13 protein-coding genes are annotated in these 15338 nt (G+C 68.8%); 3 read left to right on the top strand and 10 right to left on the bottom strand.

Annotated features, from left to right (window positions below; genetic code table 11):
• The first annotated feature begins 8 nt into the window (after window positions 1-8).
• Entirely contained in the window at window positions 9-1421 is a 1413-nt protein-coding gene (locus ACMGER_RS07165; RefSeq protein ID WP_436811391.1) for a methyl-accepting chemotaxis protein, read from the top strand.
• On the opposite strand, the gene ACMGER_RS07160 is transcribed toward ACMGER_RS07165, so the two are convergent.
• Both ACMGER_RS07160 and ACMGER_RS07155 read right to left on the bottom strand, forming a co-directional pair.
• Window positions 1411-2277 (bottom strand): ROK family protein, encoded by an 867-nt coding sequence (locus tag ACMGER_RS07160; protein WP_436811390.1) that lies wholly within the window; start codon window positions 2275-2277, stop codon window positions 1411-1413. The two genes, ACMGER_RS07165 and ACMGER_RS07160, sit on opposite strands and share 11 nt — an antisense overlap.
• Before the next feature lie 46 nt (window positions 2278-2323).
• The gene (locus tag ACMGER_RS07155) at window positions 2324-3661 is read right to left on the bottom strand and encodes a dicarboxylate/amino acid:cation symporter (protein WP_436811389.1); all 1338 of its coding nucleotides are present in this window, start codon (window positions 3659-3661) and stop codon (window positions 2324-2326) included.
• Window positions 3662-3750: 89 nt separating this feature from the next.
• Here ACMGER_RS07155 and ACMGER_RS07150 point away from each other — a divergent pair, with 89 nt between their 5' ends.
• Window positions 3751-3900, top strand: a complete 150-nt coding sequence (locus ACMGER_RS07150; protein ID WP_436811388.1) for a hypothetical protein — start codon at window positions 3751-3753, stop codon at window positions 3898-3900.
• Between the two features lie 37 nt (window positions 3901-3937).
• On the opposite strand, the gene ACMGER_RS07145 is transcribed toward ACMGER_RS07150, so the two are convergent.
• The 7 genes from ACMGER_RS07145 to ACMGER_RS07115 form a co-directional block, all read right to left on the bottom strand.
• Window positions 3938-5116 carry a dipeptidase gene (locus ACMGER_RS07145; protein WP_436811387.1) on the bottom strand — a complete coding sequence of 393 codons (1179 nt, stop codon included), beginning with the start codon at window positions 5114-5116 and terminating at the stop codon, window positions 3938-3940.
• The gene (locus ACMGER_RS07140; protein ID WP_436811386.1) at window positions 5113-6693 is read right to left on the bottom strand and encodes a serine hydrolase; all 1581 of its coding nucleotides are present in this window, start codon (window positions 6691-6693) and stop codon (window positions 5113-5115) included. Before ACMGER_RS07140 ends, ACMGER_RS07145 begins: the two co-directional genes overlap by 4 nt.
• Window positions 6690-7823, bottom strand: coding sequence for a YkvI family membrane protein (locus tag ACMGER_RS07135; protein ID WP_436811385.1), 1134 nt, complete (start codon window positions 7821-7823; stop codon window positions 6690-6692). Before ACMGER_RS07135 ends, ACMGER_RS07140 begins: the two co-directional genes overlap by 4 nt.
• Window positions 7820-8866, bottom strand: a complete 1047-nt coding sequence (locus ACMGER_RS07130) for an N-acetyltransferase DgcN family protein (RefSeq protein ID WP_436811384.1) — start codon at window positions 8864-8866, stop codon at window positions 7820-7822. Before ACMGER_RS07130 ends, ACMGER_RS07135 begins: the two co-directional genes overlap by 4 nt.
• Before the next feature lie 17 nt (window positions 8867-8883).
• Window positions 8884-11070: a TonB-dependent receptor gene (locus ACMGER_RS07125; RefSeq protein WP_436811383.1), complete on the bottom strand. Its 2187-nt coding sequence runs from the start codon at window positions 11068-11070 to the stop codon at window positions 8884-8886.
• A gap of 142 nt (window positions 11071-11212) precedes the next feature.
• Window positions 11213-12244 (bottom strand): dipeptide epimerase, encoded by a 1032-nt coding sequence (locus ACMGER_RS07120; protein WP_436811382.1) that lies wholly within the window; start codon window positions 12242-12244, stop codon window positions 11213-11215.
• A 3-nt stretch (window positions 12245-12247) separates the two neighbouring features.
• Window positions 12248-14227, bottom strand: a complete 1980-nt coding sequence (locus ACMGER_RS07115) for a serine hydrolase domain-containing protein (RefSeq protein WP_436811381.1) — start codon at window positions 14225-14227, stop codon at window positions 12248-12250.
• A 168-nt stretch (window positions 14228-14395) separates the two neighbouring features.
• Between ACMGER_RS07115 and ACMGER_RS07110 the strand changes: the two genes are divergently transcribed.
• Window positions 14396-15043: a helix-turn-helix domain-containing protein gene (locus ACMGER_RS07110; protein ID WP_436811380.1), complete on the top strand. Its 648-nt coding sequence runs from the start codon at window positions 14396-14398 to the stop codon at window positions 15041-15043.
• Here ACMGER_RS07110 and ACMGER_RS07105 read toward each other — a convergent pair.
• Complete coding sequence (locus ACMGER_RS07105) at window positions 15030-15338, bottom strand: ACT-like domain-containing protein (protein WP_436811379.1); 309 nt, start codon at window positions 15336-15338, stop codon at window positions 15030-15032. The genes ACMGER_RS07110 and ACMGER_RS07105 overlap by 14 nt on opposite strands.

Here is a 15338-nt window from a genome sequence, read left to right as displayed (position 1 = left end):
ACACGCGCATGGCAACCGCGCACGCGATGGTGACGCAGGAACTCGACGGCGATGCGATCCGCGCGGTGGCGCGCGATTGCGGGCAGCTCGCGGTCGGCTGCAGCGATGCCTCGGGCCATATCGTCGGCGTCTCGGAACGCATCGCGACCCAGCTCGAGGCGCTCGCCGAGCTCGAAGGCGTCACCGCGGCGCTCGAGGCCGACCAGCGCACCGTCGCCGACGCCACCAGCGAGGCGCGCCGCCTGTCCGACCGGGCCCGGATGACGCTGGAGCGCGAGGCGTCGCTGATCGTGAGCTCGGTCGCCGACTTCGGCGCGCTCACCGAGCTCATCACCAACCTCGGTACACGCATGACCGATTTCGCCGCGGCGATGGCGCAGGTCCAGCGCGTCTCCAGCGCGATCGACGACATCGCCCGCAAGACCAACCTGCTCGCGCTCAACGCCACCATCGAGGCGCAGCGCGCGGGCGACGCGGGCCGCACCTTCGCCGTGGTCGCGGCCGAGGTGAAGAAGCTCGCGCTCGAGACGCGCCAGGCGACCGACGAGATCACCCGCACCATGGACAGCTTCGTGCGCGAGGCCGGCACGGTGATGCACGAGATCGACGACGGCGTGCGCCAGAGCGTCCTCGCGCAGAAAGGCGTCGCGCAGATCAACCAGACCGTGTTGGAGGTCGCCGAGATCGTCGGCCAGGTCGACCGCCTCACCGACGACATCGAGCGCTCGACCGAGGTGACCAGCCACAGCGTCGCACGCGTGCGCGACACGCTCACCGGCTTCGGCGTCCATGCCCGCGAGAGCGGCGCCCAGCTCGTCAGCGCGCGCGAGCGCATCCTGCGGCTGGAAGCGATGTCGAGCGGGATGCTCGATCGGCTCGCCCATTCGGGCATCGCGATCGACGACACCGTCTTCGTCGAGATCACCGTCGCGGGAATGAAGGAGGTCAAGGCGATCATCGAGGCGGCGCTCGCGACGGGCGAGGTCGGCGCCGACGAGGTATTCGACACCGACTACCGGCCGATCCCCGGCACCGATCCCGCGCAATATGCGAACCGCTTCAACGTCTTCGCCGATCGCGCCATCCAGCCCGTGCTCGACCGCATCGCCAGGTCCGACGAGACCCATATCCTCGGTGTCGCCGCGACCGACGTCAATGCCTATCTTCCGACCCATCTGTCATGGAAGTCGCTGCCGCAACGGCCCGGCGATCCCGCGTGGAACGCGGAGAACTGCCGGAATCGGCGCATGTTCATGGACGAGGCGACCGCCCGCGCGATCGCGTTCGAGGGTGACTTCATGCTCGTCACCTATTGCCAGGATCTTGGCCAGGGCCGCTATCGCGCGGTCAAGAGCGTGTTCGTGCCGCTGTGGATCAACGGCCGCCGCTGGGGCAATTTCGAGATGGCGTTCACGAGCTGACCGCACGACGCGCCATCAGCAGTGCGCCTTCGAGCCCGGCATTCTCCAGCATCGCCGGCACGACGAAATCCGGCGCGTTAGCGGCCGGTCCCACACCGTAACCGCCGAGCGCTGCGCGCAATTCCCCTGCGGTCGCGTCGAGCAGCCCGGGCGTCGTCATCACCCCGCCGCCCATCACGATCCGCTGCGGCGACCAGGCGAACACCAGCGCCGCCAGGAGCTGGCCCAGATAATGGGCGACCAGCGCCGCCACCTCGGGCGCCTCCGGCAAGGTCCGCCCTTTCAGCCGCTGCCGCACGGCCGGTCCCGCGGTCAGCCCTTCCGCACAGTCGGGATGAAAGGGGCAGGTGCTCGGCGCGTCATCCCCGGCAGCCCGCACGAGGCGGATGTGCCCCGCCTCGGGGTGCAGCGCTCCCACCAACGCGCGCCCGTCGATCGCAAGTCCTGCGCCGATGCCGGTACCGACCGTCACATAGGCGACGCTGCCGAGCCCCCGCCCGGCTCCCAACGCCTGCTCGGCGATAGCGGCCACGTTGACGTCGGTATCGACCGCGACCGGGCAATCCAGGCGATCGGCGAGGACCGCGCGCAGATTCGACCCGGTCCAGCCCGGCTTCGGCGTGTCGAGCATCTCGCCATAGTTCGGCAGCGCCGGATTGACGATCAGCGGACCGAAGGCCGCGATGCCGCCCGCCGCGATCGCGACGCCCGCCGTCTCCACGCAGCCAAGGATCGCGTCCGCGGCGGCATCCGGCACGGTCGTCGTCCAGCGCCCCTCGCCGACCACGACGCCGTCCTCGGCCACCACGCGCGCCAGTATCTTGGTGCCGCCGGTCTCGATACCCAGGAACGCCATCGTCAGCCCGCTTGCAATGGGTCGAATGCGGTCTGCCGGAGCGCGGTCATGCGGTGGCGGCTCCGGCATCGTCTTCGGCAGCGGCCATATCAGAGAAAACGCGTCCGGCGAGAGCGGCGTCGAGCTGGTCGGTATCGATCTTGCGTTCCCAGGTGGCGACGACGATGGCGGCGGTGGCGTTGCCGATGAAGTTGGTGAGGGATCGGCATTCGGACATGAAGCGGTCGACGCCGAGGATGAGGGCCATGCCGGCGACGGGGACGGCGGGGACGATGGAGAGGGTGGCGGCCAGCGTGATGAAGCCGGCGCCGGTGACGCCGGCGGCGCCTTTGGAGGAGAGCATGGCGACGCCGAGCAGGGCGAACTGCTCGCCCCAGGAGAGGTGGATGCCGCAGGCCTGGGCGATGAACAGCGCGGCGAGCGTCATGTAGATGTTGGTGCCGTCGAGGTTGAAGGAGTAGCCGGTGGGAATGACGAGACCGACCACGCCCTTGTCGCAGCCGGCACGTTCGAGCTTGTCGATCAGGCTGGGCAACGCCGCCTCGGACGAGGAGGTGCCGAGCACGAGCAGCAGCTCGGCCTTGAGATAGACGATGAGCCTGAGGATCGAGAAGCCGTGCGCCCAGGCGATCGCGCCGAGCACGACGAGGACGAACAAGAGCGAGGTCAGGTAGAATGTGGCGACCAGGCCGCCCAGCCCGATCAGGCTGCCGGCGCCGTACTTGCCGACCGTGAAGGCGATCGCCCCGAACGCGCCGATCGGGGCCGCGCGCATCAAGATCGCGACCAGGCGGAACACCACCAGCATCACCCGCTCGGCCAGATCGAGCACCGGCCGCGCCGGCGCGCCGACCAGGCTGAGCGCGATGCCGAACAGGATCGCGACGAACAGCGTCTGCAGGATCGAGCCCGAGGTCAGCGCCGACACCATCGTTTCGGGGATCACCGCCATCAGAAAGCCGGTGACGCTGCTCTCATGCGCCTGATGGGCATAGTCGGCGACCGCACCGGCGTTGAGGCTCGCCGGATCGACGTGCATCCCCGCCCCCGGCCGCACGACATTGGCGACGATCAGCCCAACCAGCAGCGCCAGTGTCGACACCACCAGGAAATAGCCGAACGCCCGCGCCGCCACCCGCCCGACCGCCGCCAGCTCGCGCATCCCCGCGATCCCGGTGACGACCGTGAGGAAGATCACCGGCGCGATCACCATCTTCACCAGCTTGATGAAGCCGTCCCCCAGCGGCCGCAGCGCCTCGCCCACCCCGGGCCACACATGACCCACCACCGCTCCCAACACGATCGCACACAGCACCTGCACGTACAGATGCGCGTACAACGGACGCCGGACAGCGGAAACCGAGGGAACGGACGGGATCGTCACGCACCCCTGATGCCCCAGCCTCGTTCAAAGGACAATCCGGTCCTCATCGTCATACGGCCCATAAGGCGCCCTCGCCGCTGCTCAATACATTGTTCGAGTGCGAGGGTAAGCGGCTCGGCTTCTTCTCCACGATCACCACCTTCGGCGCGCCGTGCGACGTGACGCTCACCGAGATTCGTATCGAATGCCGCTTCCCGATCGACGAGTGGACGGCCGCGGCGTGCCGGACCCTGGCCTAGGGATCAGGCGAGGCGACGATCCAGTGCATCACGCCAGCTAAGGCCGGCCGCCCTGCTGATCGAGGATGCGCAGGATGTTCCCGCCCCACATCTTCGCGAGATCCTGGTCCGAATAGCCGGCGCGCTTCAGCCGTTCCGTGACGCGCGGCAGGGCGGAGATATCCTCGATCCCGGGCAGACCGCCGCCACCGTCCCAGTCCGCGCCGAAGCAGACATGGTCGACGCCGGCAACGTCGATGACGTGCAGCACCATCGCCATGTAGCGCTCGAAATCCGCGTTCCACAGCGGTGCCGTCCGGTCGAGCTCGCGCCAGCGGCGGGCGAGCACGACCTGCTCCTCGGGGCTGAGCGTGGCGATCTGCTCGTAGCGCGCGAACAGCGCGGCGCGCTCGCCGGCAAGGTTCAGGCCGGAGAGGAAGATGGTGCTGATGCAGATCGCGCCGCCCTTGGCCGCCAGCTTGCGGATGCGGCCGTCGTCGAGGTTGCGGGGGTGGTCGAACGCCCAGCGGCCGCTGGAATGCGACAGCAGGATCGGCGCCCTGGACAGCTCCAGCATCTGGTCGAAGGCGGCATCGGAGGCATGGCTCGCGTCGATCACCATGCCGAGCCGGTTCATCTCCGCGACCCAGCGCCGGCCGAGCGGACTGAGGCCGCCCCATCGGGGCGTGTCGGTGGCGGAATCGGCGAACTGGTTGTTCTTGCCGTGCACCGGACCCGCCAGCCGCACGCCGCGCCGGTGGAACTCCGCAAGCAGCGAGAGGTCCTCGCCCAGCGGGTAGCTGTTCTCCATGCTCTTGAAGGCGATCTTGCGGCCTTCGCGGTCGAGCCGCCGCGCATCGGCGGCGGTCAGCGCGGGGCCGATGCGATCCGCGAAGCTGGCGATGGTGCGGTCGATCAGGTCCGATCGCCCGCGCGCGAAGGCGAGCGCGGCGGCATAGCCCTCGGGCGTGAGCGGCCCCTGGTCGGTGTAGATGGCGAAGAAGCCGCCATCGAGCGCGCCGTCCTCCATGCGCTTGAGGTCGACCTGGACGAGATCGGTCGCGAGATCGTGGCGCTCGCCGAAACTCCACCCCGGCCGCGCGAAATGCATCGGCGTGTCGAGATGGGTGTCGAGCACGAGGAAGCTCTTGTGGAGCGCCAGCGGGTCTGCGCCCGGCGGCGGGGTGGTGGCGCAAGCGCCGAGCAGCAGGAGCGCCGCGAGGGTGGCGCGCCTCACTTGCCCGCCCCCGCCACCGGACGCAGGTCGAGATCCTGATAGTCGTAGCTGAAGTCGGCGATCGGGCTCTCCGCCTTCATCGATACCCGCGCGACCTTGCCCTCCGCGTCGAGCGCGAAGGTGACATAGGCCGGCTCGATCGCCTTGTCGTCGAACCGGGTGACGAAGGTGTCGTACTGCCAATGGACCAGCCTGCCGGCCATGCGCGGCGTGGTCCTGAAGTCGATGCGAAGGCCGTCCGCACCGCTGGTGACGGCCACGTCGCCATACCAGGGATCGCGATAGGTCCCTGCATAACGATCGAGCGGCAGCGAGGGACCGACCTTGGCCGGCGCGGCCTTCGCGGCCGACAGCGCCGCCTTCCCACCGGCGATACGCTGCTCCATGAACGCCGCGAAACGCGACGGCCAGTTCTGGTCGGGCACGCCGAGATAATGGTCGACCAGCATGTGCGCGACGCCGCGCAGCAGCGCGACGTCCTCGGAGTTGACCACCACAGCGATGCCCACGTCCTGGTCGGGCAGCAGGATGACGTGCGTGATCGATCCGAACACGCCGCCGCCGTGCGAGATGATCCGCGCGCCGCGATAGTCCTCGACCTCCCAGCCCAGCGCATAGGTGCTGAACTTGGGCGTGAGCGGGGCGAGCGCGCCAGGATAGGGCGTGATCGGCTGGATCGTCACGCCCTTCCACATCTCGGCCGCCTGCGCCTCGCTGAACAGCCGCCCGCCGCCGGGCAGCGCGCCATGGCCGAGCTGGATCTTGAGCCACTGGGCGAGGTCGTTGGCGCTGAGCGCGAGCCCGCCCGCGGGCATTCCGGCGCGACCGAGCTCCTCGCGCTCGTCGAGCACCGAATTGGACCCGTCGCCGCGCACCGCGCCGCCGATCCGGGCGTGCGGGAAGGCGCGGTCGGGCGTCGCCCAGCGCGCCTCATAGGTGGCGGTCGCCGTAGTCATGCCGCCGCGCTTCAGCACCTCCTGGGTCATGAACTCTTCCCAGGTCTTGCCGGTGACCTCCTCGATCAACTGGCCGGCGACGGTGTAGAGGATGTTGTCGTAGGCATAGCCGGAGCGGAAGCTGGTCGCCGGCTTGATGTAGGCCAGCCGCCTCACCGTGTCCTTGCGCGACAGGCTGCCGCGGGGCACGAACAGCAGGTCGCCCGCGCCGAGCCCCAGCCCGCTGCGATGGACGAGCAGGTCGCGGATCGTCATCTCGCGCGTGACCCAGGGATCATACATGCGGAACCAGGGCATGTGGTCGATCACCCGGTCGTCCCACTTGATCCTGCCCCGGTCGACCAGGATCGCGAGCGCCGCCGCGGTGAACGCCTTGCCGGTCGATCCGGTCTGGAAGATCGTGTCGGCATCGACCTTGGCCGGATCGCCGAGCCTGCGCACGCCCCAGCCGCGCGCCAGCGTGGTCCTGCCCTTCTCGACGACCGCCACCGCGATGCCCGGCGCGCCGGTCTTCTCGCGGAGCGCCTCCACCCATGCGTCGAAGCCGGGAGGCACATCGGCGCGCGCCGGCATGGCGAGCACAAGCAGCAGCGCTGGCAGCGCGCGGAGGGTCCGGATCATGCGGCGACTTCTCCCCGGGGTTGTGCGGACCCGCGGCCGAGGAGACGCGCGAGCCCGATCGTCATCAGCGGCAGGACGAAGACGGCCAGGATCAGATAGGCGAGCAGCCGGTATCCTCCGGCGATCAGCGCGACGAGCCCGATCCGGTCGGCGACGAAGATGCAGAGCAGCAGCAGGACGCCGCCGATCAGCGCCCGGGCACGCACGCCCAGCTCTTGTCCGCGCCGCGCCCGCATCACGCCCGCGATCCGCTCGTTGATCGCGTGCACCGCGCCCGATCCGCTCTCGAGCAGGGCCAGGAAGATCATCGTCTGGAACAGCCAGTGGAAGGCCGGGACATGCATCTGGCGGAGCAGGAAGTCCGACGGCAGCGTCTCCGCCGCGATCGCCGGATAGAAGGCGGTCATGCAAACGAAGAACAGGATCGCCGGCAACATCGTCAGCGGCCCCGCGAGCAGCCCCGCCACCACCGCGTCGCGCCGGCCGGTCAGGTGGCGCAGCACCGGCAGGATCACGACGGCGCCGACGATGTTGTAGCTCGCATAGGTGACGCCGCCGAGCGCCCACCCCTCGGCCGAGCCCTGCGCGGCGAACCCTTGTGGGATACGCTCGCCGAAGCTCCACAGGCCGAGCACCAGGAACAGCGCGTAGACGCCGTAGAGCAGGATCGAGACATATTTGAACACGCGTTCGACCGAGCCGCTGCCGAGCGCGGTCGTGACGACGATCCCTGCCGCCAGCAGCAGTGCGCCGGCATAGCCGGGCCAGCCGAACATCGCCGTGCCGATCGCCCCCGCGCTCGCGCCGAACACGGCGAGGATCAGCACCACGAACACGATGTACGCCGCCTCGAACGCGATCCATCCCGGCCCCAGCAGCGAGCGGAAGAAGGCGCGATAGTCGAGCGCGCCCACCATCCGCGCATAGGCGAAGGTGACGGTGGCGATCGCGCTCCACAGCAGCATCGCCAACATCATGCCGGCGAGCCCGCCCCAGGGGCCGCTCGACAGGAAATACTCCGCCAGCTCGCGTCCGGTCGCGTAGCCGCCGCCGATGATCACCGCCTTGAGCGCGAAGCCCGGCAGCAGGAAGCGCTGGAACCAGCTCGATCCTGCCGCCGGCGCGGTCATGCGGCCGCCAGGCAGGAGTCGACCAGCGCCTCGAACGCGGGCCCGCCGCGGATGGGGTCGGCGACGGGCAAGCCGAGCCGACGGCTCTCGCGCGCCATCAGCTCGGCCGCCTCCCCCTCCCCCAGCGTAGACGTATTGAACGAGAAGCCGACGCAGCGGATCGCCGGGTTGGTCCGCCGGCCGAGCAATGTCGTCAGCTCGACGATCTCCTCGATGCCGGTGAGCTTGTAGCCGGCCGTGCCCAGCATCTCGGTGCGGCCGGGCTCGTGGCAGACCACGAACACGTCGGGCTGGCTGCCGTGGAGCAGGCCGAGCGACACCGCCGCATAGGCCGGATGGGTGAGCGCTCCCTGCCCCTCGATCACGTCCCAATGGCCGGCGGGCGCGTCGGGCGAGAGCAGCTCCGCCGCGCCGGCCTCGAAATCGGAGACGACCGCGTCCATCGGCATCCCGCCGCCGGCGATCATGATGCCGGTCTGACCGGTCGCGCGGAAATCCGCCTCCACGCCGCGCCGGACGAAGGCGCGCCACAGCGCCAGCGCCGTGTATTTCTTGCCCAGCGCGCAATCGGTGCCGACGGTGAGCAGCCGCTTGCCGCTGCGCTTGCGCCCGGTCGCCACCGGGATCTCGGCCGGCGGCACGCGCACGTCGATCAGCCGGCGCCCGAGCCGGCGAGCGGTCTCGGCCAATTCGGGAATCTCGGCGAGCCGCACGTGCATCCCCGCGATCAAGTCGAGCCCTGCCTCCAGCGCCCCGACCAGCGAGGCGCGCCAGCTCGCCGGGATGACCCCGCCTGGGTTGGCCACGCCGATCACCAGCGCCCGCGCACCCTGCGCACGGGCCTCCGCCGGGGTCAGGGCTTCCAGGCCGGTGGTCACGGCGGCGCCGGCCAGCCGGAGCTCCCCCACGCACTTCTCCGGCGCCCAATCCCTGAGGCCGAACGCGGTCTTGGCGAAGCCGGCGTGCTCGACGTCGCCGAGGAACAGGAGATAAGGCTGCGGCAGCGCGAGGCCGCCGGTACGCAAGGCTACAGGTGCGTTCATTTGTGGCGCGTCCACCCTCAAAAAGCCAGGTCGACCGCGAGCCCCAGCGTGCGCGGCTGCAGCGGGACGGTCGACAGGAAGCCGGGGTTGGTGGTCGCGACGTTGCTGGTGATCCGCCCCTCCTCGTCGGTCAGGTTGCGGGCATAGCCGCGCAGCGTCCATTTCCCGCCGAAGGTGACCGCGGCATTGAGGTCGAGCGTGGCATAGCCGTCGACCGGCACCGCCAGCGGCGAGCTCTCGACGGCGGAGATGCGGTCACCGACGATGCGCACCGCGCCGCCGACCCGCGCCCGCGCCGAGCCGCCGAGCGCGAACCCGTAATCCGCCGTCATCGCCGCCGCGATCCTGGGCACGTTGGGCAGCTGGTCGCCATCGGTGCAGTTGCTGGTCGTCTCGGTGCACTTGGCGTCGGTGTAGGCGAAGTTGGCGCCCACGCTGAGGCCCGCCACCGGCCGGATCAGCAGCGACGCCTCGACGCCCTTGCTCCGCGCGGTGCCGGCGTTGACCAGGCCGTTGATGCCCTCGGCGAAAGGGGCGGAGGTCTGCAGGTCGTTCCAGTCGAGCAGGAACACCGCAGCGTCGAAGGCGACCGCGCGATCGAGGAAGCGCGCCTTGATGCCCGCCTCGTAGCTCGTCACCGTCTCGGAATCGACGGTGGCGGGAAAGCCGGGCAGCGCGATGTTCGGCCCACCCGGGCGATAGCCGCTGGCGACGCGGGCATAGATCATCGTGTCGGGATCGACGTTGATCTGCGGGCTGACGCTGTAGGTGACGATCTCCTCCTCCGAGGTGCCCGACCCGCCCGAATCGAGGCCGAGCAGCGGGATCTGCGTCACCTGGGTGAAGGTCTGCTCGTTGCGCGCCCAGCGGAGGCCGCCGCTGATGTGGAACTTCTCGCTGATCTTCCACGTCGCGTTCCCGAAGACCGCATATTCCTTGTAGGTGTTGGGTAGCGCGACGATCGCGAACGGATCGAACGCCGGCAGCACCTCGCCGGACGCGTCGAGCGCGCGGACGATCTGGTCGTGGCTATTGTCCTCGTCGGTGTAGAAGAAACCGAGCATCCACTCGAGCTTGTCGCTCGACGCCGAGGTGAGCCGCACCTCCTCAGTCCATTTCTTCTGGTGCAGCCGCGCCGGATAGATCGCCAGCCCGCCCCAGATCACGCCGTAGACGCGCGAGGCGTCGCTGGTCTCGAGGATCTTGAGCTCGCTGTACGAGGTGGTCGAGCTCAGCTCCGCGAAGCCGAAGTCATAGCCGACCGTGCCCGAGTAGAACTGGAAGTCGCTGGTGAAGGGCTCTGCCAGCTGCGCGTTGGTGCTGAGGAAACGCGCCCCGGGCGCCAGCGGCTGGTTGCCCATGCCCTCGTACAGGATGCTGAAATTGTCCGAATCGACCGACTGCCACAGCCCGCTGAGCTTGATCGTCAGCGCGGGATCGGGCCGCCACAACAGCGCCACGCGGCCGCCCTGCTGGACCGCGTCGTTCACGTCCTTCTCGCCCGTCTGGATGTTGTCGACATAGCCCGGCGTGTCGCGTCGCGAATAGCTCCCGCTGACCGCCAGCTGGTCCGCGACGATCGGCACGTTCACCATCGCGCTCGCCGCCCAACCGAGGTCCTCGCCGTGCGCGATGGTGAAGGCCTCGCCGCTGGCGCGGACCGACAGGTTCTGAAGGTCGGGCTGGACGGTCACATATTTGAGCAGGCCACCGATCGAGCTCGCGCCATAGAGCGTGCCCTGCGGCCCGCGCAGTACCTCCAACCGCTCGATGTCATACGGCAGCAGGTCGAGCGAGAAGGTCTGCGCGCGATTGTAGATGCCGCTCGATCCGATCGGCGCGTCGTCGAGATACATGCCGACCGTCGCGCTGGGCCCGATCGGCGCGACGCCGCGCAGCGACAGCGTCGAGCGGCCGGGCGACCCGGCGTTGTCGACCTGCAGCCCCGGCACATAGGCAGCATAGTCGGTCAGCTGCGATCCGCCGCTCCGCTGCATCTGTTCGCCGCCGACGACGCTGATCGAGATCGGCACGTCCTGCAGCCGCTCGTCGCGCTTCTGGGCGGTGACGACGATGTCGTTGGGATCGCGGACGGTGGCATCGGCCGCCGGCGCATCCTGCGCAGCGGCGACGCCGGGCAGCGTAAGTGCGCCGACCGCTGCCGAAAGCGCGAGCATCGCAAGAGTTGCGACATGCTGATTCACCATCCGTCTCCCCCGAGATCGGCGACCGCAGCCGCGCCGCCGAACGACCGGCGTCGCGGGAACCGGGGCGATGACGTCATTGCCGCCTCCCTGATCATGTTATCTGATCAGGATGTTTTATCCTAAACAGAGAAATGTCAACCTATATTGCAAATGTATTTCTGTCTTGCGCCGCGAGCTGTCCCCAGACACGATCGTCGCAATGGATATGGCCGTCGCGATAGGCGATGCCCGGCACGCGATCGCGGGCGAGGAAGGTCGGGCCGTCGAGGTCGACCACATCGCAGAGCTGACCGACCAGGAACGACGGCGCCATCGCCAGGCTCGTCCCCATCATGTTGCCGACCATTACGCCGAGCCCGAGTTCCTGCGCCCGCCGCGCCATCGCCAGCGCCTCGGTCAGGCCGCCGCACTTGTCGAGCTTGATGTTGATCGTGTCGAACCGCTCGGCCATGGCCTCGACGTCAGCGAGGCCGAGCACGCTTTCGTCGGCCGCGATCGGAATGGGCGAGTCGACCCCGTCGAGATCCGCCTCGCGCCCGCGCGCCAGCGGCTGCTCGATCAGGCGGACGTCGAGGTCGGCCAATCCCGCGACCAGCCGCACGAGATCGGCCACGGCATAGCCCTGGTTCGCGTCGACGCCGATCCAACACTCCGGCCGCGCCACGCGCACCGCTCTCACGCGGGCGAGATCGAGATCGAGTTCCCCGGTCAGCTTGAGCTTGAGCGCGCGCGCTTCGGGGAAGTCCCGCACCGCCGCCTGGGCCATCACCGCCGGCTCCTCGGCGCCGAGCGTGAAGGTGGTGAGCAGAGGCCTGGGCTCCGGCAGCCCGGCCAGCGCCCAGACCGGCGTGCCGCTCGCCTTCGCCTCCAGCTCCCATAGCGCGCAGTCGATCGCATTGCGCCCTCCGCACGGCGGCAGCGCGGCCTGCAGCTCCTCCCGCGTCATTCCCCGCGTGAGCGGCGCGCGCACGCTCTCGATCGCGGCGGTCATCGCGGCGACATCGTCTCCCAGGTAGAAGACTCCCCCGCCCTCCCCGCGGCCGGCATGAATGCCGTCCGAGACCTCGACCACCACCACCGAGGATTCGGTGAAGACATGGCCGGCGATGCGGAACGGCTTGGCATAGGCGAACCGCTCCACCCGCACGTCGACCGAACGCCGCTGCGCCATGGCTCAGAAGGCGGTGCCGAAGCTGATCAGCTTGAAGACCAGTGCCGTCCACAGGACGAAGAAGGCGCCGAGCAGCAGCAGCACCGCCCACAGCTTCGCGAACCAGCCGCGCTTGTCCCTGAAGGCGAGCCACAGGGTCCAGGCGGCGAGGCCAAACAGGCCGAGAAAGCCGATCGTGCCGGCGACCTGGAGCAGCAGGATCAGCCAGTCGGTCTTGCCGTGGGTATCGAAATTCTCGATCTGCGAGATGACGACCGTCCAGCCGGCCAGCACGAGCAGCACCAGCCACGAGAAGCCGCGCACGAGGCGATAGGCCTTGCGGGCATGGCCCTCCAGCGTCAGCGCCGCGCCATAGCGCCGCCGCGCGATCCAGCCGGTGGGCCAGGAGACGGCGGTCACCAGGATCACCGCCAGCGCAAAGATCAGCGCCGGGATCAGCCAGCTGCCGCTCGCGTACCAGGGCGTGCGGTCCCACACCATGAAGGGCGAGACCATCGCGAAGGTCCAGCGCACCACCTTGCCGTCCTTGACCTGGGCAGCGAGCCGCTCATGACCATAGGCGTCCTCCCAGAGGAAAGGCGCGACCTCGATCCACTTGCGCGGCGCTCCGCCGAGCGCCGGAACACCGGCGATCAGCGGCCGTCCGTCCTCGTCGAGACCCACCTTCATCTCGTTGAGCAGGCTGACGATCGAGGCGAAGCTGGATTCGATCCGGCGGCTGACGGTCCAGTTGCCCGCCAGCATCCTGGCGTGCTCCTTGGCGGTCGCCAGCTCGACCGGCGGCTTGCGCGGACCGGGCGAGAGATAGCGATCGACGAACTCGTCCATCAGCGCGCCGCGAATGGCGTTGGGAGCGCCGTCCTTGCCCGCGCTGTTCATCGAGATGAACACGCCGACCTTCTCCGCCGGGAAGATCATCAGGTCGGTGTGGAAATAGACAGTGTCGCCGCCGTGGCCGATCGCGCGGTGGCCGTCGATCCACTGCTCGTAGAAGCCGAGCGCCATCTGGTTGTTGCCCGGCACGCTCTTGTTCTGCGCCGTGTGCATCAGCCGCGCCGTCTCGGGCCGCAGCAGCGGACCGCCGTCGCTCAGATGCGCGATCATGAACTTCGCCATGTCCGCCCCGGTCGAGGCGGCGGCGCCGGCGGGGGCGAGACCGATCAGCTCATAGCGCTGCGCCTTGCCCGAACCTAGCTCATAGCCCCGCGACATCAGCGGCCGCAAGTTGGCCGGCAGCGGCTGACGGAAGCTGGTATGCGCCATGCCGAGCCGCTGGAAGATGTTGCGCTCGACATAGTCGTCGAACTTCATCCCGGAGACGCGCTCGACGATATAGCCGGCCAGCGCGGTGGCATAGTTGGAATAGGCCGGCGTCGATCCGGGCGCGAAGATCCGCTCCGGTATGCGCTCCTTGAGCACGTCGCCCAGCGGCTTGACCGGCTTGTCGAAGGCGAGCAGCCCCTTGATGATCTCCTCGAACCCCGAGGTGTGCGTCATGATCTCGCGCAAGGTCAGCGGCTCGCCGCGGTAGGGCGGGATCTTGAAGTCGAGATAACGGTTCACATCGGCGTCGAGGTCGAGCTTGCCGGCCTCGACCAGCTGCATCACCGCGGTCCAGGTGAACAGCTTCGAGGTCGAGCCGGGCCGGAACAGCGTCCGCTCCGGATCGACGGGCCTCCGCGCCGCGACATCGGCATAGCCGAAGCCGCGCTGGGTGAGCACCTGCCCGTCCTTGACCACCACGACCACCGCGCCGGCGACGTCGCCGCGGGCGAGCGCATAGGGCATGTAGCCGTCGAGCCAGGCGTCCACGTCGGCCTTGGTCAGCGTACCGGGCCCTGCGGGAGCCGGCGGCAAGGCGGGAGCTGCCGCCGCCTTGGGCGCGGGCTCCGGAACCAGTGACGGCGACTGCTGCGTGAACGCAGGAACGGCGGCGAGGCCGAGCAGCCCCGCCAATCCGAGCTTGAGCGCGTGCTTCCACATGGATCGCGACCCCCTTCGCTATGGCCGTGCGGCCTGCGGTCGATTGCGTCGTCAGGCGGGAACGACTAGTCTGGCGCCTGACATGAAACATCCTCGTCCTGATTGGGACATCATGATCCCATTTAGAAAATTGTCAAACGGTCGTGTGCAGGCGCGGGGTCGGGCGATATGAAGCAGGCGCAACCTACGCTCGGCACGCTGCTCAAGGGTCTGCGTGCGCGCAACGACTGGACGCTCAAGGAGATGAGCGAGCGCAGCGGCATTCCGGTGTCGACGCTGTCCAAGGTCGAGCATGACCGGCTCACGCTTACCTACGACAAGCTGCTGCAGCTCAGCCAGCGGCTCAACATCCGCATGTCCGAGCTGTTCGCCGAGAATGCGGCGGCGCCGGAGGCGGCGGTGACCGCCCGCCGCAGCATCGGCGACCTCGACCGCGCGGTGCGCGTCAACACGCGCAATTACGATTATTACTATCTCTGCACCGAGCTGCGCCGGAAGCGCATGATCCCGGTGCTGACCCGGGTGCGCGCCAAGTCGGCCGAGGAGTTCGGCGACCTCGTCCACCACAGCGGCGAGGAGTTCATCTTCGTCGTCAGCGGCCGCATCGTCGTCCACACCGAATTCTATGATCCGGTGCCGCTGGAGGAAGGCGAATCGATCTACATCGATTCGAACATGGGCCATGCCTATGTGACCGGCGACGGCTGCGACGAGGCGGTGATCCTCGGCGTCTGCTCGAGCGCCGAGGACGGGCTGATGGACTCGCTGATCAACCTGCACGCCGAAGAAGCCTGCCGCGAAGTCACGCAGGTCTGATATCCGTTATCGGTTCCCGTCGACGGGGAGCGGCAAGACGCAGCCGGACGGTGCGGACCTTGACCAAGCCGCGCATCTTCTCGGCGATGATCTCCGCCCGACGCGAATCGATGTCGTGGACCGCGAGCGAAACGCGGCATGTCCTGGCCGAGCACTCGACCTGCGCCCACTCGACCACGCGGTCCTGCTGCGCAATCAGCCCGAGCAAGCGGCTCAGGACCTGCGCGCATCGATCCGCCGTGATCGCGAAGACGGCCGCGCGCGGGGCGGTCCTCGGAGCATGTCCGGTTGCCAT

Source organism: Sphingomonas astragali, from assembly GCF_051400615.1.
Classification (GTDB): Bacteria; Pseudomonadota; Alphaproteobacteria; order Sphingomonadales; family Sphingomonadaceae; genus Sphingomonas.
The sequence above is the reverse complement of the archived record's forward strand: the minus strand, read 5'-3'. Positions and strand labels throughout refer to the sequence as shown.

Bases quoted from the DNA above. Each gene is read 5' to 3' on its own strand.
- ACMGER_RS07165 (WP_436811391.1), top strand. From the start codon at position 9: ATGGCAACCGCGCACGCGATGGTGACGCAGGAACTCGACGGCGATGCG.
- ACMGER_RS07160 (WP_436811390.1), bottom strand. From the start codon at position 2,277: ATGGCGTTCCTGGGTATCGAGACCGGCGGCACCAAGATACTGGCGCGC.
- ACMGER_RS07140 (WP_436811386.1), bottom strand. From the start codon at position 6,693: ATGATCCGGACCCTCCGCGCGCTGCCAGCGCTGCTGCTTGTGCTCGCC.
- ACMGER_RS07135 (WP_436811385.1), bottom strand. From the start codon at position 7,823: ATGACCGCGCCGGCGGCAGGATCGAGCTGGTTCCAGCGCTTCCTGCTG.
- ACMGER_RS07130 (WP_436811384.1), bottom strand. From the start codon at position 8,866: ATGAACGCACCTGTAGCCTTGCGTACCGGCGGCCTCGCGCTGCCGCAG.
- ACMGER_RS07120 (WP_436811382.1), bottom strand. From the start codon at position 12,244: ATGGCGCAGCGGCGTTCGGTCGACGTGCGGGTGGAGCGGTTCGCCTAT.
- ACMGER_RS07115 (WP_436811381.1), bottom strand. From the start codon at position 14,227: ATGTGGAAGCACGCGCTCAAGCTCGGATTGGCGGGGCTGCTCGGCCTC.
- ACMGER_RS07110 (WP_436811380.1), top strand. From the start codon at position 14,396: ATGAAGCAGGCGCAACCTACGCTCGGCACGCTGCTCAAGGGTCTGCGT.
- ACMGER_RS07105 (WP_436811379.1), bottom strand. From the start codon at position 15,338: ATGGCAACCGGACATGCTCCGAGGACCGCCCCGCGCGCGGCCGTCTTC.